This is a genomic window from Streptosporangium oxazolinicum (assembly GCF_039537505.1).
In the GTDB taxonomy this organism is placed as follows: Bacteria; Actinomycetota; Actinomycetes; order Streptosporangiales; family Streptosporangiaceae; genus Streptosporangium; species Streptosporangium oxazolinicum.
The window spans coordinates 207,257-229,018 of the sequence record NZ_BAABAQ010000008.1; the positions used below are offsets into that span (position 1 = coordinate 207,257).

Consider the following 21,762-nt stretch of genomic DNA (forward strand, 5'->3'; position numbering starts at 1 on the left):
TGACGAGGAGCAGACCGATGACGGGAACCGGACCGATGATGGGAACCGGACCGATGACGAGGACCGGACCGATGACAGGAACCGGACCGCCCGGACGCCCGCCCGCCGGTCGTCGCGATCGCACGGAAGCGGTCCACGGACGTGACCGGGCGATCCCATCCGCCAACCGGTGTGCCGACCGGGCGATCCCGTCTGCCGGTCGTCGTGATCGCACAGAAGCGGCCCGAGGACATGAGCGGACGGATCACACCAAGCCAACTCAGTCCAAGACGACTCAGAACGAGACGACTTAGACCAGGTCAACTCAGGCCGGGCCAACTCAGACCGGGCCGACGGCGCGTGCCTCTCCGCCCGGGTCACCCGCTGGGCGATCGCCGCGGCGATCGTCCCCGGTTCCTCTGCGGTCGCGTGCCCCCGGACCACGACGAGTTCCATGCTCCGACCCTCGCCCGCGCTCGCGGGCACACGCAACTCCGTGGATGCCCGATCACGACTCCGCCTGGTCGTCGAACTCCAGCACCAGCGGCAGGTCGGCGCGCCGGCTGATGTTCAGCTTCCGGTACGTGCGGGTCAGGTGCTGCTCGACCGTGCTGATCGTGATGTAGAGCTTGGCCGCGATCTCGCGGTTGGCGTAGCCCGCCGCCGCCAGCGCCGCCACCCGCCGCTCGGCGCCGCTCAGCACGCCGAGCAGCTCGCCGGACAGCGGCGCGGGCATGGCCTCGGCGGTCGTGGCCCGGCTCAGCACGCCCGCCATGGGTTCGGCCCTGCACTCCCAGGCCGCCGCCTGCGCCCGGCCCGCGACCGTCCTGGCCCGCCGGTACTCGCCCACCGCGTCGTAGGCCTCGACGAGGTCGAACAGCGCCCTGGCCAGCTCGTACTTGTCCCCGGCGAGCTGCAGGAACTCGGTGGCCTGGCGCAGCAGCGCCGGGCGGCGCGCCGGGTCGGAGATGGCCGCCTTCAGCCGCATGCCGATGCCCCGCCCCCGGTACGCGTCCGGGCCGCAGGCGTCCAGGTGGGCCATGATGAGCTGCCTGGCCTCCTTGATCCGGCCCATCCGCAGGCACGCCTCCCCGGCGTCGGCCTGCCACGGGATCAGCGCCGGGTTGTCCAGGCCCCAGGCGGCCATCAGCTCGCCGCAGCGCAGGAAGTCGTGCATCGCCAGCGCGAACGACTCCTCGGCCATGTGGTGGCGGCCTCGTGCGTAGAGATAGTGCAGGCCGTACCGGGTCTGGAACATCGCCTCGTCCACCGGCCGGTCCAGCGGCTCGCGTACGGCCTCGTACCGTCCCATCGCGGTCAGCGCGATGATCAGACTGGCCAGCGGGCCGCCGATGGCCACGCCCCAGCTGCTCATCGGGATCGTGTCAAGGGCGACGCGAGCGTGCTGCTCGGCGGCGGGCATGTCGCCCTGCCGGATCGCGATCTCCGCGCGGATGGCCGCCAGCCGGGCCAGCCTGCTGGGCGCCCGCCGGGTCGACGCCTCGGCGCTGAACACGTCGCACAGCGGGGCCGCCCGCTCGCACCGCCCCGCGTACGTGAGGGCCAGCAGGGAGTTCTCCACCACGTCCAGGGACATCTCGTCGAGCCTGGCGTTCTCCAGGATGCGTTCGACGGCGTCGAGGCTCGGCTCGCGCGGCCCCCGCGTGAGCACCTCCGCCAGCGCGAGCGTGGCCTCCAGCCGCCTGCTGACCGCGACCGACACCATGGAGGCCAGGATGTGCTCCCTGGGCCGGTTCCCGGCGTGGGCCATCAGCGGCGGGTGGGTGACACGGAGCCAGAGCTGGGCCACGACCAGCTCGGCGATCGTCTCGTGGTCGGAGGCCTCCCGGTTGAGCCGCTCCAGCACGTCGCGGGCGTCCTCGAAGCGGCCGTGCCACAGCAGCGCCCGTGCCAGCACGACCGCGTCGGTGCCGCGCAGGCTGCCCCGCCGCATGGCCTCGGTGAGCTGGTCCAGGTGCCCGGTGGAGGCGGCGGGGTTGATCCGCCACTCCGCCCGCACGAGCATCGTCATGATCTTCGTACGGCGCTGCTCGTCCGCGCACTCCCGCCAGGCCATCTTGAGATAGGCCACCGCCGACTCCACCTCGCCCCTGCGCAGCGCGGTCCGCGCGGCCTCCTCCAGCGTGGGCACCACCCAGGGCGCCTCCACCTTGGTGGCCTGCAGCAGCCAGTCGGCCACCACGCGGGGCGACATGCCCCTGGTGTAGGCCAGCTCGGCCGCGCGGCGGTACAGCTCCCTGCGCTCCGGCAGGTCCATCCCGGCCAGGACGGCCGACCGCACGGCCTCGTGCCGGTACGCGCCCGCGTTCAGCAGCCCCGCCGCGCCGATCGTGATCAGCTCCCTGCTGACGTCCACGGCCGGGAGCTCCAGCATCTCCTCAAGCCCGTCGGGCCCGCCGAGGACGGCGAGGCCGTGCGCCACCCGCATCGTCCGCGGGTAGCCGCGCCGGAGGCTCTCCTGGACCGCCCGTACGAACCGGTCGCCGACGACGACCTCGCGGGGCGGCTCCTCCGCGGTACGCAGGAACTGCCGGTAGTCCGCGGCCAGCTCACCGGCGAGCAGCGGATTGCCGCCGCTGATCGCGTACCAGTCCTCGGCGAAACGCTCGGCGGCCCCGAGCCCCACCCGCGCGGCCACCAGCGCCGCCACGCCCTTGCGCGACAGCGGCGCGAGCCGCAGGCGGCGGCAGTGCGGCAGGCGCAGCAGGTCCGTCTCGAAGTGGTCGTCGGTGTCGTACCGGTCGTCGTGCGCGAACACGGCCACGACGCGGGCGTTGCGGACCCGCCGCGCCAGGTAGGACAGGCACAGCAGCGAGGTCCGGTCGGCGTGGTGCACGTCGTCGACCACGATCACCAGCGGATAGCGTTCGGACAGCCGCAGCAGCACCGTGACGAGCGCGTGCACGACCTGCGCGTCGATCGGCTCGGCACCGGCGCTCGCGGCCGTCGCGGCCCGTACGCCCTCCTCCAGCGTGTCGCGCTCCTCCTGCGCCAGCGGGGCGTCCTGGATGAGCTGGCGCAGCACGCCGAGTTGCAGATGCCGCTCCGCCCGCGATCCGGTGGCGGTCACCGACAGCGCGCCCAGCTCGATGGCCTGCTCGGAAAGGGTGCGCAGCAGAGCGCTCTTCCCCGTCCCGACCGGTCCGCCGACCAGCGCGACCCTTCCCCGGCCGAGGATGGCGTTGGCGACGAGCGACTCGAGACAGGAGGTCTCCTTCTGCCGTTCGATGAGGGCCATGGTCGTTCTCCCGATCGGTGACCGTATGGCACTCACGCTAGGCCGGGGCGGTATTCGCCACCTATCGTCGCGCTGTCGGTCCCATGCTCCCGCCCATGGCCGGGCGATGTCCCGCCTCCCGAGGGGAGCGCGGTAGCGGAACCGCGCGTCGCGGCCCTGGTCACGGCCGAGCCGACGGCCGCCAGCGCCGCCTCGGCGACATCGTCCCCCACCCCGACCCCCCAGACCGTGCCGCCGCCGTTGTCGCCGCCACGGTCGCTGTCGCCGCCGTTCAGCTCGCACTCCGCGTAGACGACCACCCGGCCGCCGGGCGCCTCCGCCGCTTCTGCTGCTTCCGTCGCCTCGTCGATGCGACGCACCACCCGGATGCGTACGTCGCCGCGCTGGAAGGCCGCGCGCAGCGCGGCGACCGCCCGCGTCCAGCCCGGCCCCTCGCCGTGGCCGTCGATGTGGAGCGTGACGACCACCGCGCCCGGTACGTCGAAGGGCGGCGCGGCGCGGCGGAGGTACTCCTCCTCGAACACCTCCCTGATCCGCTCCGGCGCGATCTCCCCCCGGCCGCCCTCGGTCAGCGCCTGGACGACCCGGGCGAACTCGATCTGCAGCCCCCTGGGCAGGTCGAACCCGTACCGGCTGCTCAGCAGGTACGCCGGGCCCGCCTTGCCCGACTGGCTGGTGACCCGCACCACCGCCTCGTAGGTCCGCCCGATGTCGTGCGGGTCCACCGGCAGGTACGGCACCTCCCACGGCAGCAGCGCGTGGTCGGTCCCGGTGCGGGCCGCCTCCCGGCCCATGGCGTCGAACGCCTTCTTGATCGCGTCCTGGTGGCCCCCGGAGAACGCGGTGAAGACCAGGTCGCCCCCGTACGGATGCCGTGGCGGGACCGGCAGCCCGGTGCACTCCTCGACGACGCGGCGGACCCGGTCGAGGTCGGTGAAGTCGATGCCGGGGTCGATGCCCTGGGCGGCCAGGTTCAGCCCCAGCGTGACCAGGCAAACGTTGCCCGCCCGTTCCCCGTTGCCGAACAGGCAGCCCTCGACCCGCTCGGCGCCCGCCAGCACCGCCAGCTCCGCCGCCGCCACCCCGGTGCCGCGGTCGTTGTGCGGGTGCACCGACAGGCACAGGTGCTCCCGGCGGGACAGGTTGCGGTGCATCCACTCGATCTGGTCGGCGAAGACGTTGGGCGTCGAGCGCTCGACCGTGGTGGGGAAGTTCAGGATGATCGGCCGGTCGGGCCCCGGCTGCCAGACGTCCATGACGGCCTCGCAGAGCTCCAGGGAGAAGTCGGGCTCGGTGTCCTGGAAGTGCTCGGGGGAGTACTGGAAGCGGAGGTCGCAGCCGTCCAGCAGCCTGCCGGCGTGCTCGACGACCAGGCGGGCGCCGCGGACGGCCAGGTCCCTGCACTCGTCGCGGTCCATCCCGAACACCAGCCTGCGCATGACGGGCGAGGTCGCGCTGTAGAGGTGCAGCAGGGCCCGGGGCGCGCCGCGCAGGCTCGCCACCGTCCGCTCGATCAGCTCGTCGCGGGCCTGCGTCAGCACCGAGACGCACACGTCGTCGGGGATGCGCTCCCGTTCGATGAGGAACCGGACGAAGTCGTGGTCGTCCTGGCTGGCGGCGGGGAAGCCGATCTCGATCTCCTTGTAGCCCATGGCGACCAGCAGCTCGAAGAGCACCAGCTTGCGATCGAGGTCCATCGGCCGGGGCATGGCCTGGTTGCCGTCGCGCAGGTCCGTGGACAACCAGCGCGGTGGCGCGCCGACAGCGGCGTTCGGCCATCGGCGGTCGTCGAGCGGCACCAGAGGAAAGGCCGGATAGCGGCTGATCTTCATGGCGGACCTCACTTGTCTGCACTCGTCTGCGCGCGGGACCTCTGGCTGAGCGGGTCTGGCCAGGCACGCCGGACCCCTGGCTGAGCGGGCCGGGTGCGGCGCGCGGGACCCCTGTCGGGGCGGGCCGGACCTGGCACGCCGGACCTCCGGCTGAGCGGGCCTGGCCAGGCATGCCGGATCTTGCGCCTGACCTCTGGTTGAGCGGGCCGGACCTGGCACGCCGGGCCCCTGTCGGGCGAGCCGGATCCGCCGCGCGGGCCTCTAGCTGAGCGAACCGAAATAGGCGGAGAACGAGTGCGGCGAGAGGAGCACGAGGATGTTGCCCACGGCGGTCTCGTCGAGCACGCGGAACGTGACAACTATTTCGGGGTAGGCGGCCCTCAGCCCGAGGCCGACGAAATAGGGGTCGGTGCCGAATACGATCCGGTACATCCCGCGGTCGAGCTTGCGGTCGCACCACTGGTTCACCGCTCCGTCGTGGTCGGTCTGCGCCTCGGCGTCGAGCGTCCATCGTCCGTCGTCGGTGTGTTCGAGGCGTACGTGGAGGCTGGCGGCCCCCCGGCCGTAAACGGTGTCCTGCGCCTGTACCGCGATACCCATCTCACCTCACCTGACACGATTGTCTGCAGGGGCATGGCCACCCGGGTGACCACGACCCTCGCTCGTGCCACCCGGGCTTGTACGCCAGCCTCCCGCCCTTTCCTATCTATGGGCCTTCGGCCCGCTATCGGCCTGCTACCGATGCCTGATAGGAACCCGACAGCCGCTATTCCTGCGCTTTCCGAGCGTCGGCGCGGTCCGGGCGCGCGGCGTTTGACGTGCACTGATGGTGGACGAAAAGAATCGCGATACTAGGTCAATTGCGCACCGTGTGAGCATCCTTGGCGAGCGGGAAAAACAAAGCCGCCGACGCCCACACGGAGGTAGATCGAATGAACGTCAGCCTCATCCGTAAGACGGCTCACATCCGTATCTCCATCACCATCGCGCTCGGCACGATCCTGGGCGTGTGCGTCGCCGCCACTCTTCCTTCCGCCGCCCACGCGACCACTGTCGCGCAGGATGCGCGGCAGCCGGCTCTGTCCGCTATCCACGATTTCCCCTGGGGATATCACACGCCCCTCGCGCCCCTGGCACCCCTCGCGCATCACGCGTACCACGCGTACCACGCGGACTTTCCCTGGAGCTGACTCCGGTGAACTAACGGCTCACAGGTCACACGACACCGGGCCGATCGGAATCTGGTCAGTGATCCACTGGCGATGTAGTCTCCATATGAACCGCGACAGAACGTCATCAAACTAGACAGAACGCCGCAGGGGGTCAGCGCAAGTCCAGGCCTTCACCATGGCATTCACGCCCCGAACGCTGCCTATCAGAGCTGCCTATCAGAAGAGAGATTCTTGACCACGGGCAATGATTTCTTCGAGGAGATGCTTGTGGAGTTTCGTGTACTGGGCGCACTTGAGGTCACCGCGAGCGGACGACAACTCGATCTCGGAGGATCACGGCAGCAGATCGTCCTCGCCGTCCTGATCCTGAATGCCAATCACTCGGTCACACTGGACCGCCTCGTGGAGGCGATCTACGACGACGACCCGCCCGCCACGTCCCGGGCGCAGGTACAGATATGCATCTCCGCGCTACGACGCCTGTTCAGCGCGCACGGCCACCCCGAGATGATCGTCACGACCCGGCAGGGCTACGTGTTGCGCGTCACCGCCGACGCGATCGACGCGCGCCGTTTCGAGAGCCTGGTGAGCCGGGCGCGCAAGGCCAGGAACGGCCGCTGCTACCAGGAGGCCATCCAGCACTACCGCGACGCCCTCGCCCTGTGGCGCGGCCCCGCCCTCGAAGGCATCGAGAGCAGGCTCGTGCGATCCCTCGCGAGCTGGACCGCCGAACAGCGGATCACCGCGAACGAGGACTGCGTCCAGCTCGAACTCGACCTCGGCCGCCACCACGAGCTGGTCGGCGAACTGGTCAGGCTCGTACGGGAACACCCGCTGCGCGAAGGGCTCATCGGGCAGCTCATGCTGGCGCTGTACCGCTCGGGCCGGCAGGCGGAGGCGCTCCAGGCGTACCGCGACGCGCGGCAGCTCATCGTCGAGGAGCTGGGGATCGAGCCCAACGAGCGGCTGCAGCAGCTCGAAGCCGCGATCCTCACCTCCGAGGAACTCCTCGACCCGCACCCGCCGCCCGCGGAGGTGCCGGTCGAGACACGCGCGCGGGCGCCGTCGGTGCCGGGCATGCTCCCCGCCGACATCGCCGACTTCATCGGCCGCCAGGAGCAGATCGACGTCATCAGACGGCGGCTGACCGTACCGCTGGAGGGCGCGGGCCGCTTCGCCGTACCCATCGTCACCGTCGCCGGCCGGGCGGGCATCGGCAAGACCACCGTCGCCGTCCACGCCGCGCACAGCATCGCCTCCCACTTCCCCGACGGGCAGCTCTACGCCGACCTGCACGGCGGCGTCTCCCGTCCGGTGAACCCCATGCAGGTGCTCGACCGTTTCCTGCGGGCCTTCGGCGTACCGGGAACGGCGCTGCCGGAGACCCTGGCCGAGCGGGCGGAGATGTACCGCATGCTGCTCGCCGACCGCAGGGTGCTGATCGTCCTCGACGACGCGGCCTCCGAGAGCCAGGTGCTGCCGCTCCTGCCGGGCAGCCCGACCTCCGCCGTCATCGCCACCAGCCGAGGCCGCCTGGGCGGCCTGGCCGGCGCGACCACCGTCGACGTCGGTCTCTTCGACTCCGCCCAGTCGATCGAGATGCTCTCCCGCATCGCCGGCGCCGAACGCGTACGGTCCGAGCCGGAGTCCGCCGCCGCGCTCGCCGAGCTGTGCTGCTACCTCCCGCTGGCCCTGCGCATCGCGGGCGCGCGCCTGGCCGCGCGCCCCCACTGGACCGTGGAACAGCTGGTGGACCGGCTCGCCGACGAGGCCCGCAGGCTCGACGAGCTCAAACACGGAGGCATGGGCATCCGGGCCAGCCTCGCGCTCACGTACGAGGGCATCAGCGAGCAGGCCCGCTGCCTGTTCCGCCGTCTGGCGATCCTCCACTCGCACATCTTCTCCGCCTGGACCGGCACCGCCCTGCTGGACCAGCCGCTCGCCGACGCGCAGGACCTCCTCGACGACCTGGCCGACGCCCAGCTCGTCGAGGTCGTGGGCATCGGCAGGAACGTCGGCGTGCAGTACCGCTTCCACGACCTCATCCGCGTGTACGCCCGCGAGCGCCTGGCCGAGGAGGAACCGCCCGCCGAGCGCACCGCCGCGCTCGCCCGCGTACTGCGTTCGCTGCACTGCCTGACCCAGGCGGCGCGCAACCGCGAGTACGGCCCGCCCACCGGCCCCCACCCGCTGCCCGAGATCACGTCGCCGCTCCCGGCCGAACTGGTCGAACGGCTGGTCGCCGAGCCGATCGCCTGGTTCGAACGGGAACGCCCCGTCCTGCTGGCCGGTATCCGCCAGGCGGCGCAGGCGGGGTTCGCGGAGCTGTGCTGGCGGATGGCGATGAACGCGGAGGCGTTCTTCGAGCTCCGCGTCTACCTGGACGACTGGCGCGAGACCAACGAGATAGCTCTGGAGGCCGCACGCAACGGCGGCGACGAGCGCGGCCAGGCCGAGATGCTGTGCGTGCGGGGCGCGCTGGCCCAGACCGAGCAGCGCTTCGACGACGCGCGACGCGACTACCTGGCCGCCCTCCCCCTCTTCGAGAGGACCGGCGACGTGCTCCAGGTCGCCCGTTCCCGGCGCAACCTGGCCTTCCTCGAACGCATGAACGGCGAGCTCGAAGCCGCCGCCGGCCACCTGAAGCAGGCACTGGCCATCTTCGTCGAGATAGGCGACCAGATCTCGGCCGCGCACACGCTGGACAACCTCGCCGCGATCCGCGCCGAGTGCGGTGACATCGACGACGCCAAGATCATGCTGGCCGAGGCGCTGGTCCGCGGCAAGAGCGGCGGCAGCAGACGGGTGATCTCCCAGGTCCTGCACCGGATGGGACGCGTGCACCTGCAGGCGGAGGAGTTCGCCCTCGCCGCGGGCGCCTTCGAGGAGGCGCTGACCCTCGTCGAGGAGATGGGCGACGGCATCGGCGAGTCCTTCGCCCTGCACGGCCTGGGCATCGCCCAGCTGCGGCGCGGCAAACCGGCCGAGGCCGAGTCCCTGCTACGGCGTGCGCTCACCACGGCCGAGAGCTCGCAGCACCGGCTCGCCGAGGCCCACGCCCTGTCGGGACTGGGCGAACTGGCCATCGCGACGGAGCAGTCCGGCGACGCCGTCGGCCGCCTGCGCAAGGCCGTCACGCTGTTCCGGCAGGTGCGCGTCCCGCTCTCCGAGGCGCAGACGCTCATCATGCTGAGCGAGGTGCTGCAGGCACTCGGCGACGACTCGGCGGCGGACCGGGCGCTGGCGCGCGTGCACGAGCTCGCCGACGAGGTGGACGACTGGGCGGGACGGTCGCTGCGCAAGCACCTGGAGTCGATCGGCGGCTACGCCCGCCCGGCATCCGCCGTCCCCCTTTCCGGGGGTGCCGGATGACGTTTCCCGGGGGTGCCGGATGATAGGGCGGGCCACCCGCTCCGGCCCGGCGCCCCCGGACCGCGCGGGGACCGACCGGTACGTGCCGCCCGTGGCCGGGCGACACGCGGGTGGAGGTGAAGGACCCTGATCGGGCACCGCCGTGACGGACGACCGGTCTCGTCGCGGCGTGGGTGCGGTCAGCGGCGCCGTGCGCTACTTCGGCCTGTAGCGGCGCGGTACGCGAGCGCTACTTCGGCTCGTAGGAGCGCGGTGCACGAGCGTCACCTCGGCTCGTGGCGGCGCCGTGCGCGAGCGTTACTTCGGTTCGTAGACGAGCACGATGATGCCCGAGGCGAAGGTGGTGGACTTCACCAGCCCCAGGTGGGTCGTGTCGATCCCGTCGAAGATCCGCTGGCCGCTTCCGGCGATGACGGGGAACATCCAGAAGTGGTACTCGTCCACCAGCTTGTGCTCAAGGAGCAGCCGGTCGAGCTCGCCGGTCCCGTACTTCAGGATGTTCTGACCGGGCTGCTCCTTCAGCTTCGTGATCCCCTGGGCGACGTCACCCTCGATGATCGTGGCGTTCCAGGTGGCCTCCTTCAGGGTGGTGGAGGCGACGTACTTGGGAAGGGCGTTCATCCGGCCGGCGTCCTCGTCCCCGGCCTCCTCCATCTTCGGCCAGACCTGTGCGAACGCCTCGTAGGTCACGCGACCCAGCAGGAGGGCGTCGGACGCGGCGAAGAGGGACTCACCGTACGCGGCGTGCTCCTTGTCCCAGTACGGTGAGCCCCACTTCTCCGGCGACCCGATAACTCCGTCCAGCGTCACGAACGTCGACTCGATGAGCTTTCGCATTCATCCTGCCCTTCATCCCGGTAGGTCCATTGCGGCGAGTGTCCACTCGTCCCGTGCTCAGGGTAATAAACTTTCTGGACACTTCACGCGGCTTTTGACACCCTCTTCCCCTATCCGGCCAGAGAATGCGCCGAGCGTCCCGAACCCGCTTCGCGGCGCGGGCGCCGAGCCATGGACGAACGCCGGGCGGACGACCGGGCACCGAAGGTGCCGGCGATTCATCGACGCAGGTCACAGTGCTGACGGACGGTTATCCAGCGCGAATCCCGAAACCCCGAGCCCGGATCTCCCAGCGAACCGCCCCGCTTTCCCCCGGCTCACCGATGTTCTCGGAGACCCCCGACACGCGCCTTGACCCACCCGCCTGACTGACCGGCACCCACGGAGTCCTCAAGACGCCCCAAAAACGGTCAGTAAACAAAAAACATGGACACTCAGGGACACTCGTACTATTCCACGCAGTTATCACGTGCACGCGTCTTGTCAAGCAACGGACACGGCCAGGCCGAGCCGCACCGGGAAATCCGGGTGATTCAGACGGTCCTCGGCCACTTCCGGTTCACCGGCATTGCCGCGTCCGCAGTCCTCTCGGTTCCGATCGGTATCCGGGTCAACCACATCGGCACTGCCTCCCACGTGTGATCGCCGCCGGCCTCGTGGGCCGGTGGCGATCACGTGCGGGTCAGCCCGTGAAGGTCACCAGGCCGAACTGGTAGTTCGTGGTGCCGTTCTCGTCACCGGAGTGGCTCCGCCCGGTCATGACCTCGCCGGAGCGGGCCTGCACGTTGTGGCTGCTCTCCTTGACTCCGCCACTCCAGCGAAGCGAGGTGATCCGGACCTGGCGGCCCTGCCAGTAGAGGGCCGCCGTGCGGTAGCGGGTGAGGCCCCTCTCGTCACCCTGGTGCCAGCGGCCGACCAGCACCTGGTCGAGCGGGGCGATGAAGGTCGATCGGTTCTCGTTCACCCCGGTGGACCAGTCGCCCCAGTGCACCTGAACCTGAACGCCGTCGATCAGCACGCGGCTGCACCAATAGGTGGTCGGGTTGTTCTCGTCGCCGGTGTGGGCGCGCCCCGTCATCACCATGCCCTCGGGGCAGCTGAACTGGCCGCCGCTCTCCGGTACGGTCCGGCTGTAGATCTGCTCGACCACGACCGTGGCCGCGGAGGCCGGGGACGTCACGGCCAGCGTCGCCAGCCCGGCCACCACTGCGGCCGCCGCAGCGATCTTCTTCATGTCTTCGCTTCCCCTTCTCTGTTTTCGGGTACGGCGAGACGCGTGAGGATCTCCATCGAAAGCCCCGTCGCCTCGCGTTCGAAGTGCTGATCAGCCTTCGGCGTACAGGACCGCCGTCTGGTAGCGGGTCGTGCCGTTCTCGTCCCCCTGGTGCGAGCGCCCGATCATGACGTGGTTGGCAGGGGCGTGGAAGACGTGCTTGCTCTCCTTGAGACCTACCGACCAGCCCTGCGTGTAGACCGTCACCTGCTGCCCCCGCCACCACAGCGAGGCCGGCCGGTAGCGGGTCTGGCCGTTCTCGTCGCCCTCGTGCGCCCGACCCACGAGCACCCGGCCAGGTGGCGCGGTGTAGTTGGACTTGCTCTCCTTCTGGCTGGAGCTCCACGGTTCGAGCCCCACCATGGCCTGCTCCTCGTTGATGAAGACGAAGCCGCAGTGGTAGGTCGTCCACCCCCCTTCGTCCCCCCAGTGCTCCCGCCCGGTGAGGACCATGTTCGTCGGGCAGGTGAACTCCGACAAGAATTCGGGAACCGCCTCGGAGTAAGCGAGCTGGACCCTGATAGCCGCGGCCTGCGCCGGGACGCTCACGGTCGTGACCGCGAGCACCGCCGCCAATGCGACGGACAGAACTTTCCGCATCCTTTTACGGTTCCTTTCGTCCGGAAAAACGAGCGATACGCGGAACCAAGTCTGTGAGGACGGGAAAAGCCTGTCGTCAGCCTGACAGCGGAGTGCCCCTCATGCCCGTGGCTGACGCCGGACTCCACCGGAATGGGGACGGGCGTACGGAATTCCAAGGTCAGCGGGCGTGCGCGGTACCGATTTCCGCCCTTCGGGTCGGCGCCGCCGAAAAGCGTTCCGTTCGGCATGACGTCGATGAGATGGGCGTGGCCGAAACCGTCCCCGTACCTCTCCCGAACAATCCGGCGACCTCTTTGGACAATTCCGCCCTCCAGGAAAGGCCGTCCTCGATCACGACGACATGGTCGTCGGTCCGCCGGGTCTCGAAGCCGGTCTCCGAACCGAAGATCCAGCGCGCCGCGTCCAGGCCGGCGAGCAGGGCGTCGTGCACGGCGATCTGGAACAGCGGCTCGTGCTCGCAACCTGTTTTGGACCGCTGGGGTTCAGAGCCAGTTCCAGTCGACTTTCGCGGTGGCGCGTCGCATGGTCATGTATGCGGTGAAGGCGGCCCGGCCGGCGGCGGCCAGCGTCGCCTGGTTCGGCTCGGCGGGGTGCCGGCGTCGCACGACGCCGAACAGGAACGCCTCCCCGAACGGCAGGGGCCCCACGCAGGCGCCCTGGCCCGCTGTCCGCAGGGGTTCAGGCAGTTCCACGGCAGTACGGTCGGCCACGTGCACCGCCAGGTCGGCGGACGGCTCGCTGATCGCCGAGGTGAGCGCGGCGACGGGATCGGGATGCTCGGCCAGCAGGGCCAGTGCGTCACCCGGTCCCACAGCCCAGACGGCGGCGACCCGGTCGAAGTCCGCTGTGTGAGCGGCGAAGTGGGCCGCGGCGAGCTCGGCCTCTTTGCGTGCTCGGAACCTGCCGGAACGGGCGAGCGAGTAGATGTGGTTCTCGTAGGCTTGCGTGGTCAGGCCGACCTCGTCCAGCCAGTGGCGCATGTCCTCGGCGTTGTGCAGGCCGCGGCGGCGGCGGAAGCCGTCGGAGGCGCTCTGCAGCTCCGCCTGGGTGGGGTCGGGCTCGTGCCGGGTTTCCAGCAGGAGCACGCAGTAGTCGATCAGGTCATCAAGGAGGAGGCGGTGCCGTTCAGCGTAGGAGCGCATGGACAGCAGCGCGGTGGGGATCTGCAGCTCCTGGCCGTCGACGGTGAGCACGGTGCCCGCTGCCCAGTGGTGGGAGTGGTCGATCGCCCAGGGTACGCCGTCGTCGGCGGGTGCGGAGATCGCGATGGTGCCGCCGTCGGGGTGGTCGAGCAGCAGGTCGTAGTCGACTATGGGGGTGCCGGGCCGGACGTCCACGACGAGCTGCGCGCCGCTGCCGGGGTGATCGGCGATCCATCCTGTGGCCGTGCTGCGCGCGTCCCTTACAGAGTCGCGGTTGCGTGGCAGGCCGCGCAGCAGTTCGACGGCAGAGGCTAGAGTCTGGGGGTAGTCCTTCATGCGCGGGCTCGTTCGGTGGTGGGGTGCTCGTTGACGGCCAGCCAGTCGGCGATCGCCGCGGCGATGGGAAGGCCGGTCAGTTCCTCGACCCAGGCCCACTGACCGGCTGGGTTCAGTTCCAGGTACACGTACTCGCCGTCCGGGGTGAGGATCACGTCGATGCAGCCGAAGGCCAGGCCCAGCGAGCTGACAAGTTTGACGCAGCGCTCTGCCACCCGCGCCGGAAGCTCGTAGGCCGAGTAGCCTGTGAGGCTGCTTTGATGGCGGACGTCGTCGCGGGTCGTCCGCGAGTCCCCGGAAGTGATCGCGGCCGTGAACACCTGGTCACCGACGACGGTGACGCGCAGCTCGACGGCCTTGTCGATCCTGGGCTGAAGGATCATCGGCGAGTGCGCGAGCCGGTGACGGCTGGTGAGGTGCCGGCGGGTCACCGAGGTGGTGTAGAAGGCATGATCTTCACCGTTGACCTGATAGGGCACCAGTTCGACCTCCTTGGCGATGAACTGGCCGTCTGTCCGCTCCCATGCGACGGCCAGTTCCCCCGGGTCGTTGGTGACGGTCGTCTGTGGCACGGTGAAGCCGACCCGGACTGCCGCAGCGAGGTTGACCAGCTTGTTCTGGGTGAGGCGGAGCGCTTCGGCGCGTGCGGGGAACCAGCGGGCGTCCAGGGTGTGCTGCCAGCCGGTCATGAGGATCTGCCCGGTCCGGGTGACGAAGTCACGGTAGGCCGGGTCGGTCACGCTCGACGCGGCCTGCGGCTCGCCTGGGCGGCGCAGCCAGATGCTGCCGACGGTGGCCGAGTCGATCTCGGCGTCGGGTGTCACCAGGGTGTGCCGCCAGGAGGAGCCGGTCAGCCGGGAGGTGAAGCGGGCGGACGCGGGGTAGTCAGCTGGGTCCCACCGGTAGACCTCGAACCCGCGCTGGAGCAGTTTCGGAATGACGAGGTCGACGGAGGGGTCATTTCTGTTGGTGAGGATGAGGATCATCAAGGTCTCCAGATGACAGGGCGGCGCCCCGCGGTGGCCCCGCGGTAGCCCCGAGGTGCCCCGAGGCGGCCCCGCGGTGGCGCCGTGGTGGCGCCGCCCTCTCGATCAGCGCGTCAACCGGCGCGGTTTAGTACCACGGGTCCCAGCACTTCGGCGGGTTACTGGCGGTGCAGACCTTCATGCTGGGGGGCGTCATGGGCGGCCGGCCGCCGACGACCGTATCCAGCGTCTCCTCAGGCAGCTCAGCGCTTTCGGACAGGTCGTCGATACGAATCCTCATGGCGCCTCCTTTCTCTCGTTGTGTTTCCTGGTTCGTGGTGGGAGGCCCGAACGCCACATGGTCACGCCCCGCCTTCCCGGCCACGTCACGAAATCTTGAGGCAGCCGTCTTGCAGGGGACTGCCGGATGGCTTGGACCTTGCTGTGGTGGCCCCAAACAGTGAGTCGCGCGAACTCCGCCATACGGGGCGCATGGCCCGTGGCAGGCCTCTCCGCCAGAGGTGGTTGGCCGGCGGCCGCAGCCGATCACAAGCCCGTTGAAAGAGCGCGGCCTTAGCGTTCCCCCGGGACCTGCGCTCAAGTTCGGCCACCGGAGTAAGAAGGGCCATGTCGAAGATCTCGGAAGGCGACTCCGACGACGCCACCCGCTACGCGACCCTGTGAGCTACTGCGCCCCACGTCGGAGAAGGTCTCACCCTGTCCGTGAGTCCCCGTGATTTCCCCTTGTTCCCCGGCCTTACCGGCATGCGAATGGCACGGCCTGAGAACCGTGCGGACACACACGCCTCCCTTGCCGGGAAGATCCGGCCCCCAGTCACTACGAACCTGGCTCTTGCTCCTGGCGATCATCCTGGGGCCGGAGTGCCCCCGCCGGAGGCTCTTGCTTTTTTTCTCGCTGTTCGATGATGGCCAGGGCAAGCGCGCCAAGCATCAGGCCGATGCCGACCAGGGCGAAAACGATGGGCCGTCCAGGGGCGTATCTTCCGGCGCTGCCTGCGGCTTGGCACCCGCCGATGAGAAGCGCGAGTGAACCCAGTATCAGAAAAATTCGGGGGCCAAACATGGTGAGCGACTGTAAGCCATGAGGGCGGTAGGACACTAGACGGAAGCGGAGCGAAAGAAAAGACTATCGCCGAAATCGACGCGCCGACCGGTGAGGACAACGAGATTGAGCCGCTGCCCAGGGAAGAGGCTCAAGACCTCTTGGCCGTGGTCAAGGATCGCCGGAACGGTACGCGCTGGTCGGTGGCGCTGGCGCTGGGACTTCGGCAATCGGAGTCGCTGGGTCTGCGGTGGAAGTACGTGGATCTGGACAGGGGCGTGATCCGGGTGTTCTGGCAGATCAAGCGGCTTCGCTACCGGCACGGTTGTAAGGACCCGCACACCTGCGCTGTCCGCCTCCACCGCTACCCCTGCCCGAAGGACTGCCCCAAGGCCAAGCGCACCTCTGACCGTCGGCACGTCTGCCTCACCGCGTGTCACAAGAACTGCACCAAGCACGAGGGCGCGTGTCCGAAGTTCTGCGCCGCTGACTACGCCAAGCACGCTCTTGCCTGCCCGGACCGTGCCGAGGGCTGGACGTTCACCAAACCGAAGGGCAAGGGCAAACGGTCCCATCGCCCTACCTCCTCCCCTGATCGTTCTCCTCAAGCTCCACGAGGCACAGAGGCTCGAACGGGAAGCGGCGGGGGACAGGTGGCGGGAGTGGGATCCCGTCTGGTGCACGCCGGACGGAAACCCGATCGACGCCGGGGACGACTGGAAACAGCTGCTGCAACTCGCCGAGAGCGACAAGGACGCCCGCGTTCACGACGCGCACCACACCGCCGCGACGCTCCTGCTCGAACAGGGGGTGGACATCCGGGTGATTCAGACGGTCCTCGGACACTCCCAGCTCACCACGACCAAGCGGTACACCCACATCACGAGGACGCTCGCGACCGAGGCGGCGGCCCGGACGAGGCGGGCACTGCGGGACGGCTGACGGCAATGGCCTCGGCCATAACCGCAACTGGAAACGCGACCGGACAGACTCCCCGATCACGAAAAAGGGAGAGTCCGCCCAGGTCTTTGAGGTAGGGCGCCTGGGACTCGAACCCAGAACCTACGGATCAAAAGATCGGCTTCGCGCTGTTCCGAACAGTTCTATGCAGGTCAGCGGACGTGTTCGGTCCATCCTGAACGGCTCTGAACGCCCCTGTATCGCAACCCAAAGTGCAACTCCGGCGTCCCTTGGCCGTCCAACGGACAGGATGTCCCGGCTATCGTGCACGGAGCGGACGCGGAACCAAATCAAGGAGCGAACCGGTGAACAGGGAGCTGGCGACCAACCCGGCAGCGCTCCAAAGCGCCGTGAATGATGAGCTGGCAAGCACGGCAGGAGCATGGGCCGGCGGGGCTACCTCCGTGGAAGGGTTCCTCCGGCGGGTTGTCGTCGGTCTCGACCGGATGCCGTCGTTGAGCGTCTACCACGCCGAGTTTCGGCATTACAGCTCTGGATATGCGTCCTACATCGATGTCTTCATCACCAAGCGCGACGGTTCGATGCGTCGTTCCGTGGACGGCTGGACGTACGTCGAAGGATTGTCTCTGGCACTGTGTCGGCTTGCTCCATTGGCATCGCTCTTCGAGCCCAGCATCCGATCTTCGGGGCCTGACGGTACCGGTAGTTATGGTCTGCCTGAGCTGTCGCGGGTCGCGGATGCCAATCTTCCAGGATGGGAGGAGGAGTGTCGGCAGATTGGCCAGCTGCTTGATCAGCACGGCATCGTCTTACTCGGTTCGCAAGTCCTCAGCTTGCCGTTGGAGGCTGGACTTCAAGTAAAAACGATCATTGGCAATCCGCCGTACAGCGTGTTCGATGCCTGGTTCCACTGGATGGATTGATACATTGATTCCCCGCCATCAGTTTGAGAAATCTCTATCGCACCTGGTCGCTGGGCTGGGAAGATGCTGACCCGCGGGGAAATGGGTCGAGGGACCGTGATTCCCTGTGAGTCCCCCTTGATCACCCTCCTGACGGGCATGCGAGGGGCACGGGGAACGTCTGCACCTTCGTCGCCCTGGTGCTCGGTGGGTCGAGGATGAGGAACGAACCTCCGGACCGTCGATCGCCTCCAACCTTGATCGGAGACCAGCCGTCATCAGGCGATCGTCGGGCGCAACCATCCCAGACCTGACCTTGATCTTTTGCTCGTGCATTGTTGGCGAACTATCCCCGGCACCGATGAGGAGACATGGGGAGCAGGCTGGACTATGCCTCGGGCTCCGCTTCAGCTCGAAGATATCGGCCCCAGATCTGGGCCTTGCGGTAAGGCCCGCAACCGTCGCTGTCGTATTGAGGCGCATCGAAGGTGACCCAGTACGTCAACTCCCCAGGAGATGCGTGTGGATGCTGAACGGGCTCAGGCGCGCCCATGGCGTCGATCGTCCCCAGAAACTCGCTCTGCCACGGCCCGTCCATGACCGGGTCACGCAGTACCGTGACCCGATTTCCTGGGACCAGGGCACCCGTCGGCCATGACCGATTCAGTGAACGGCCGAGAAGGTGTTCGACGGCTTTCCGGTCTCGTGTGCTCGCCGAATCATCAAAAGCGGGGGTGGAGGTCACATGCTCATCCTCCCCGCACGACTCCTTCGACTCCAGTGGCTCAAGAAGTGGGTCTAGTGGCTCAAGAAGTGGGAACGCGAAAGGTCAACGCTGACGGTCGATTCTCGGGGGGCGGTGCGGTCCCGGTACGGCGGCCGATGGGCTGGTACGGCGGGCGGGTGGTGCGTGGGCGGCCCATGGTCCCGCCGCGCCGCCGCTTGATTACCCATAAGAACAATTCGGCAAGTTACTCGCTATGCTCGGTGGCCTTGCGCGCCTCGGTGATGAGTTCAATGAGATCAACGAGGATTTTGGGGCTCGCCGCGATGGTGGCTGCGGAGTTCATGGTGTGTGGGCTGCCGTCCAGGTCGACGACGGTGGCGCCGGCCTCGCGAGCGATGAGTACTCCCGCGGCGGTGTCCCACGGTTTGTTGCTCATCATGATGAGGGCGTCGACCTTGCCTTCCGCCACCCAGGCGAGATCGATCGAAGCTGCTCCGAACATCCGGATGCGTTGCACGCGGGTGACGAGTTCGTGGGTGAGTGCCAGGCGGAGACGGTTTTTCGTTTGCGCGTCGCTGCCTACGGCGTAATCACCCATGGCGATCACGGCGGCGTGAAGGTCGTCGGTTTCGCTCGCGTGGATCTTGTGTCCGGTAGCGTGGGCTCCGTGTCCTTCGGCTGCGCTGTAGCGGGAGCCGAGGAAGGGCAGGTCGATCACGCCGAGGGTTGGCATGTCCTTGTCGACCAGGCCGAGGGAGACACCGCACAACGGGAGGCCGTGCAGGAAGTTGGCGGTCCCGTCGACCGGGTCGAGTACCCACTTGAGGCCGCTTTCGACAGCGGCCGTGGCCCCCTCCTCCTCGCCCACGAACCCGATCTCGGGTGTCTCACGACTCAAGAAGTCACGGACCGCGTGCTCTACGGCGTAGTCCACTTCGGTGGCCATGTCGCGGTCGCCTTTGGCGGTGACGGCTCCGGGAAGGCGGGTCTTCACGATCTCGCTGGCGATGGTGACGGCCTGCTCGGCGATCGGCAGGAGTGCGCGGGTGTCGACGGTCATACGGGGCTGCTCCGCTCCCACATTGAGGTGAACACCTGGTCGAAGACGGGGAACAGCCCATCGGCGGCCGTGTTGTCATTGATCACGATGGTAGGTGAGTCGACTCCACGAGCGTGTGGGAGGTAGGGCTGGACCACGCATGTGGTCCCGTCCACGATGAGGATGTTGAAGCGGATCGTCTCGTCATAGACACGCAGCTCAAGCAGCTCGGCCGCTTCCGGAGTGAGCTTTTCCTTGAGGCGGTTCAGCATGCTGATGTTGAGGGCGGTCAGCGTGGTGAGTGTGCCGTCTGTGTAGCGTTCCTCGTCTTCGCGGGCGCGGATCGCCTTCCCCTGGGGGTCGAGGAACAGGCATCGAATCCTGGTCCCGCTTTCGAGGAGTTGCTTGAGCCGGTGGTCGGGGTAGTTCTGGCAGAGCACGTTGAGTGACAACCCGGCGGCATTGATCTCTTTGGCCGTGTCGAACAGAGCCGAAGGCGGATAGGCGGATGCGAAGGCCGACCGGCTACTGAACACGGCTGCCACGTCAGCCATCTGGGATGTAGGACAGCTCTCGGTGACGTGGCCACCGCTCTTTGTCGGCTCGGCTGTGACCAGCGGCGCGGGAATCCCGCCATCGCTCAGGGAGAACAGCTCTTCGACGGACCGGCCGGGAAACATCGCTTCCAGGACTCGGCAGTGATCGGAGTACGGCAGACCTTTGAGTTCTCCGGAAAGCCAGCGGTGAAGCTGAGCACGACTCGGCCACCTTCCTTGCAGTGTTGAATCAACCACTTTGGCGGCTTTATCGTACTCCTTGCAGAAAGTCTTACATGTCTGCCAATGGCGTTGCTGTAACAGTGTCTTCAGCACGATCTGTCGACCAGTCATGATCAACGCCTTGAGGAGGAAGGAACTCTTAACGCCAGGCTATCCGTGAATGCGAAGCGATAGGAGACATAGAAGAGACAAAACGAAACGCCATGATCGAAGACGACACATGAACGCTGTCGAGACGTGACGCGGCCTCGGGAAATCCTGGCGTCATGGCTGAGCAGTGCATTTCGTGCGGCGGACGAGGTTGGAAGTGCGTGAGCTCTCGACGTGGGCTGCTCGCCGGTTCCGGCGAGACCGCGTCCCCGTTCCGTGTTCGTGATCGGTGCTCGATGTGCTGGGGGCCGCGTTCCGTTTCCGGCGCGTTGCACGGGCAGCGGGCATGAGGGAGGTGGCCGGGCCTTCTGAGCCGCTGATTCCCACGGGTATGTCTCCGCTGGAGACGGCGGAAACTCTTCGGGCCCGGCTAGCTGATCGGGAGATCGCCTGTGATGTCCATGATGGGTACGGGCTGGCATTGGTGTCGGTCTGGGTGGGCCTGGTGGTCTGGTGCGACGGTGACCGGTTCTGGTGGCGTACCGGCTGGAGCGTCCAGCGTGGTCGCTTCGTCTACGCCTGGCATCCGGCCACCGAACCCGAACAGGCCGCGCATCGCGTCGCGCTTATGTACGCGGATCTTCGGGAGCGGCACATGCCGTCCTGGCTGGTCCCGGAGAGCGTGGAGGTTCATCATGGGCCGCGCTGAGTGTCAGGCGCCGCCGGATGCCGGACCTTCCGAGGTGTGCCGGGCCGATGAGTTGCGGGGCGGGGAGTATCTGGCTTTCACCTACGGGCCTGCGGGGGGTCCGCCGGGGTTCGGGATGGCTCCTGTCCGGGGTGGCGACCACGGGCGCGAAGGTCTGGCGCGGGGGTGGGTGTGGGGGAGGGTCGCCGAGGTTGGCGAGCAGTTGTGGCATGGTTCGCCGCTGATGGGGACACGCAAGGTCTGGGTGCTGTGTGAGTTCGGCGATCAGTCGTCGATCATCACGACCGTTCCTCACGGGGACATGATCGTAGTGCGCCGGTTGCCCACATAGAGCCGGTTGCCCACATAGACGGGTGCGGCGGCGTTCGGCGGTCGAGGTCCGGGAGGGAAACCTCGACACTGGCCAGTGCCGCCGCACCCCCTCGCAAGGAGCAAGGAGGGGTGCGGCATGCAAGCTGGGCACGGATGTCCATGCTGACGGTGAGTCGAGCGTCGTATGGGCTTCGCCGTCCCCGGAATCGTTCCGCGAGCTTCCGGAACGCTCGTGCTGACCTGGGGAAACGCCGGTGGTCCCATTCCGCGTATATTCCGGGACCACTGGCAGACGGCTGCGTCCAGCTGCATGGACGGTGTAAGATCAACAAGAGCAAAGGCCCAGGTCAGAGCCTAAGTTCCTGGTCGGGAGTGGTAGGGCGCCTGGGACTCGAACCCAGAACCTACGGATTAAAAGTCCGCAGCTCTAACCATTGAGCTAACGCCCCG

General features: G+C 68.1%; 18 protein-coding genes and 1 tRNA gene. 6 read left to right on the top strand and 13 right to left on the bottom strand.

Features of this window, described 5'->3' with window-relative positions; genetic code table 11:
- Positions 1-487: 487 nt before the first annotated feature.
- The 3 genes from ABD817_RS22290 to ABD817_RS22300 all read right to left on the bottom strand — a co-directional run bounded on the left by ABD817_RS22290 (position 488) and on the right by ABD817_RS22300 (position 5,670).
- A complete protein-coding gene (locus ABD817_RS22290) occupies positions 488-3,238 on the bottom strand; it encodes a helix-turn-helix transcriptional regulator (RefSeq protein ID WP_344920012.1) in 2,751 nt (916 codons plus the stop codon).
- A gap of 32 nt (positions 3,239-3,270) precedes the next feature.
- On the bottom strand, positions 3,271-5,070 hold the full coding sequence (locus ABD817_RS22295) for a 2-isopropylmalate synthase (RefSeq protein ID WP_344920013.1): 1,800 nt from the start codon (positions 5,068-5,070) through the stop codon (positions 3,271-3,273).
- Positions 5,071-5,331: 261 nt separating this feature from the next.
- Entirely contained in the window at positions 5,332-5,670 is a 339-nt protein-coding gene (locus ABD817_RS22300; RefSeq protein WP_329087242.1) for a hydroxyisourate hydrolase, read from the bottom strand.
- Between the two features lie 332 nt (positions 5,671-6,002).
- On the opposite strand from ABD817_RS22300, the gene ABD817_RS22305 reads away from it, so the two are divergent.
- Together ABD817_RS22305 and ABD817_RS22310 are read left to right on the top strand one after the other, a co-directional pair.
- Entirely contained in the window at positions 6,003-6,260 is a 258-nt protein-coding gene (locus ABD817_RS22305) for a hypothetical protein (RefSeq protein WP_344920014.1), read from the top strand.
- 249 nt (positions 6,261-6,509) lie between these two features.
- Positions 6,510-9,614: an AfsR/SARP family transcriptional regulator gene (locus ABD817_RS22310; RefSeq protein WP_344920015.1), complete on the top strand. Its 3,105-nt coding sequence runs from the start codon at positions 6,510-6,512 to the stop codon at positions 9,612-9,614.
- A gap of 297 nt (positions 9,615-9,911) precedes the next feature.
- On the opposite strand, the gene ABD817_RS22315 is transcribed toward ABD817_RS22310, so the two are convergent.
- The 7 genes from ABD817_RS22315 to ABD817_RS22345 all read right to left on the bottom strand — a co-directional run bounded on the left by ABD817_RS22315 (position 9,912) and on the right by ABD817_RS22345 (position 15,071).
- Entirely contained in the window at positions 9,912-10,451 is a 540-nt protein-coding gene (locus ABD817_RS22315; RefSeq protein ID WP_344920016.1) for a dihydrofolate reductase family protein, read from the bottom strand.
- 682 nt (positions 10,452-11,133) lie between these two features.
- On the bottom strand, positions 11,134-11,685 hold the full coding sequence (locus ABD817_RS22320; RefSeq protein WP_344920017.1) for a hypothetical protein: 552 nt from the start codon (positions 11,683-11,685) through the stop codon (positions 11,134-11,136).
- Positions 11,686-11,775: 90 nt separating this feature from the next.
- Complete coding sequence (locus tag ABD817_RS22325) at positions 11,776-12,324, bottom strand: hypothetical protein (protein WP_344920018.1); 549 nt, start codon at positions 12,322-12,324, stop codon at positions 11,776-11,778.
- A gap of 160 nt (positions 12,325-12,484) precedes the next feature.
- Positions 12,485-12,757 carry a hypothetical protein gene (locus tag ABD817_RS22330; RefSeq protein WP_344920019.1) on the bottom strand — a complete coding sequence of 91 codons (273 nt, stop codon included), beginning with the start codon at positions 12,755-12,757 and terminating at the stop codon, positions 12,485-12,487.
- A gap of 52 nt (positions 12,758-12,809) precedes the next feature.
- Positions 12,810-13,805 carry a TIGR04500 family putative peptide maturation system protein gene (locus ABD817_RS22335; RefSeq protein ID WP_344920020.1) on the bottom strand — a complete coding sequence of 332 codons (996 nt, stop codon included), beginning with the start codon at positions 13,803-13,805 and terminating at the stop codon, positions 12,810-12,812.
- The gene (locus ABD817_RS22340) at positions 13,802-14,791 is read right to left on the bottom strand and encodes an MvdC/MvdD family ATP grasp protein (RefSeq protein WP_344920021.1); all 990 of its coding nucleotides are present in this window, start codon (positions 14,789-14,791) and stop codon (positions 13,802-13,804) included. The genes ABD817_RS22335 and ABD817_RS22340 overlap by 4 nt, the downstream gene beginning before the upstream one ends.
- Positions 14,792-14,918: 127 nt before the next feature.
- Positions 14,919-15,071, bottom strand: coding sequence for a hypothetical protein (locus tag ABD817_RS22345; protein ID WP_344920022.1), 153 nt, complete (start codon positions 15,069-15,071; stop codon positions 14,919-14,921).
- Positions 15,072-15,623: 552 nt separating this feature from the next.
- Between ABD817_RS22345 and ABD817_RS22350 the strand changes: the two genes are divergently transcribed.
- From ABD817_RS22350 to ABD817_RS22360, 3 genes are all read left to right on the top strand, one after another.
- The gene (locus ABD817_RS22350; RefSeq protein WP_344920023.1) at positions 15,624-15,821 is read left to right on the top strand and encodes a hypothetical protein; all 198 of its coding nucleotides are present in this window, start codon (positions 15,624-15,626) and stop codon (positions 15,819-15,821) included.
- Positions 15,822-16,340: 519 nt separating this feature from the next.
- Positions 16,341-16,775, top strand: a complete 435-nt coding sequence (locus ABD817_RS22355; protein WP_344920024.1) for a tyrosine-type recombinase/integrase — start codon at positions 16,341-16,343, stop codon at positions 16,773-16,775.
- 323 nt (positions 16,776-17,098) lie between these two features.
- Positions 17,099-17,677 (top strand): hypothetical protein, encoded by a 579-nt coding sequence (locus tag ABD817_RS22360; RefSeq protein ID WP_344920025.1) that lies wholly within the window; start codon positions 17,099-17,101, stop codon positions 17,675-17,677.
- A gap of 950 nt (positions 17,678-18,627) precedes the next feature.
- Here ABD817_RS22360 and ABD817_RS22365 read toward each other — a convergent pair.
- Together ABD817_RS22365 and ABD817_RS22370 are read right to left on the bottom strand one after the other, a co-directional pair.
- Complete coding sequence (locus ABD817_RS22365; RefSeq protein WP_344920026.1) at positions 18,628-19,443, bottom strand: inositol monophosphatase family protein; 816 nt, start codon at positions 19,441-19,443, stop codon at positions 18,628-18,630.
- Positions 19,440-20,312, bottom strand: coding sequence for a DUF5919 domain-containing protein (locus ABD817_RS22370; protein ID WP_344920027.1), 873 nt, complete (start codon positions 20,310-20,312; stop codon positions 19,440-19,442). Before ABD817_RS22370 ends, ABD817_RS22365 begins: the two co-directional genes overlap by 4 nt.
- A 268-nt stretch (positions 20,313-20,580) precedes the next feature.
- Here ABD817_RS22370 and ABD817_RS22375 point away from each other — a divergent pair, with 268 nt between their 5' ends.
- The gene (locus ABD817_RS22375) at positions 20,581-21,000 is read left to right on the top strand and encodes a hypothetical protein (protein WP_344920028.1); all 420 of its coding nucleotides are present in this window, start codon (positions 20,581-20,583) and stop codon (positions 20,998-21,000) included.
- 685 nt (positions 21,001-21,685) lie between these two features.
- Here the strand turns inward: ABD817_RS22375 and ABD817_RS22380 are convergent.
- Positions 21,686-21,761, bottom strand: a tRNA-Lys gene (locus ABD817_RS22380).
- Position 21,762: the final 1 nt, after the last annotated feature.

Excerpts from the sequence above, each read along its gene's own strand:
- ABD817_RS22290 (WP_344920012.1), bottom strand. The coding sequence starts at position 3,238 with ATGGCCCTCATCGAACGGCAGAAGGAGACCTCCTGTCTCGAGTCGCTC.
- ABD817_RS22295 (WP_344920013.1), bottom strand. The coding sequence starts at position 5,070 with ATGAAGATCAGCCGCTATCCGGCCTTTCCTCTGGTGCCGCTCGACGAC.
- ABD817_RS22300 (WP_329087242.1), bottom strand. The coding sequence starts at position 5,670 with ATGGGTATCGCGGTACAGGCGCAGGACACCGTTTACGGCCGGGGGGCC.
- ABD817_RS22305 (WP_344920014.1), top strand. The coding sequence starts at position 6,003 with ATGAACGTCAGCCTCATCCGTAAGACGGCTCACATCCGTATCTCCATC.
- ABD817_RS22315 (WP_344920016.1), bottom strand. The coding sequence starts at position 10,451 with ATGCGAAAGCTCATCGAGTCGACGTTCGTGACGCTGGACGGAGTTATC.
- ABD817_RS22320 (WP_344920017.1), bottom strand. The coding sequence starts at position 11,685 with ATGAAGAAGATCGCTGCGGCGGCCGCAGTGGTGGCCGGGCTGGCGACG.
- ABD817_RS22325 (WP_344920018.1), bottom strand. The coding sequence starts at position 12,324 with ATGCGGAAAGTTCTGTCCGTCGCATTGGCGGCGGTGCTCGCGGTCACG.
- ABD817_RS22335 (WP_344920020.1), bottom strand. The coding sequence starts at position 13,805 with ATGAAGGACTACCCCCAGACTCTAGCCTCTGCCGTCGAACTGCTGCGC.
- ABD817_RS22340 (WP_344920021.1), bottom strand. The coding sequence starts at position 14,791 with ATGATCCTCATCCTCACCAACAGAAATGACCCCTCCGTCGACCTCGTC.
- ABD817_RS22345 (WP_344920022.1), bottom strand. The coding sequence starts at position 15,071 with ATGAGGATTCGTATCGACGACCTGTCCGAAAGCGCTGAGCTGCCTGAG.
- ABD817_RS22365 (WP_344920026.1), bottom strand. The coding sequence starts at position 19,443 with ATGACCGTCGACACCCGCGCACTCCTGCCGATCGCCGAGCAGGCCGTC.
- ABD817_RS22370 (WP_344920027.1), bottom strand. The coding sequence starts at position 20,312 with ATGACTGGTCGACAGATCGTGCTGAAGACACTGTTACAGCAACGCCAT.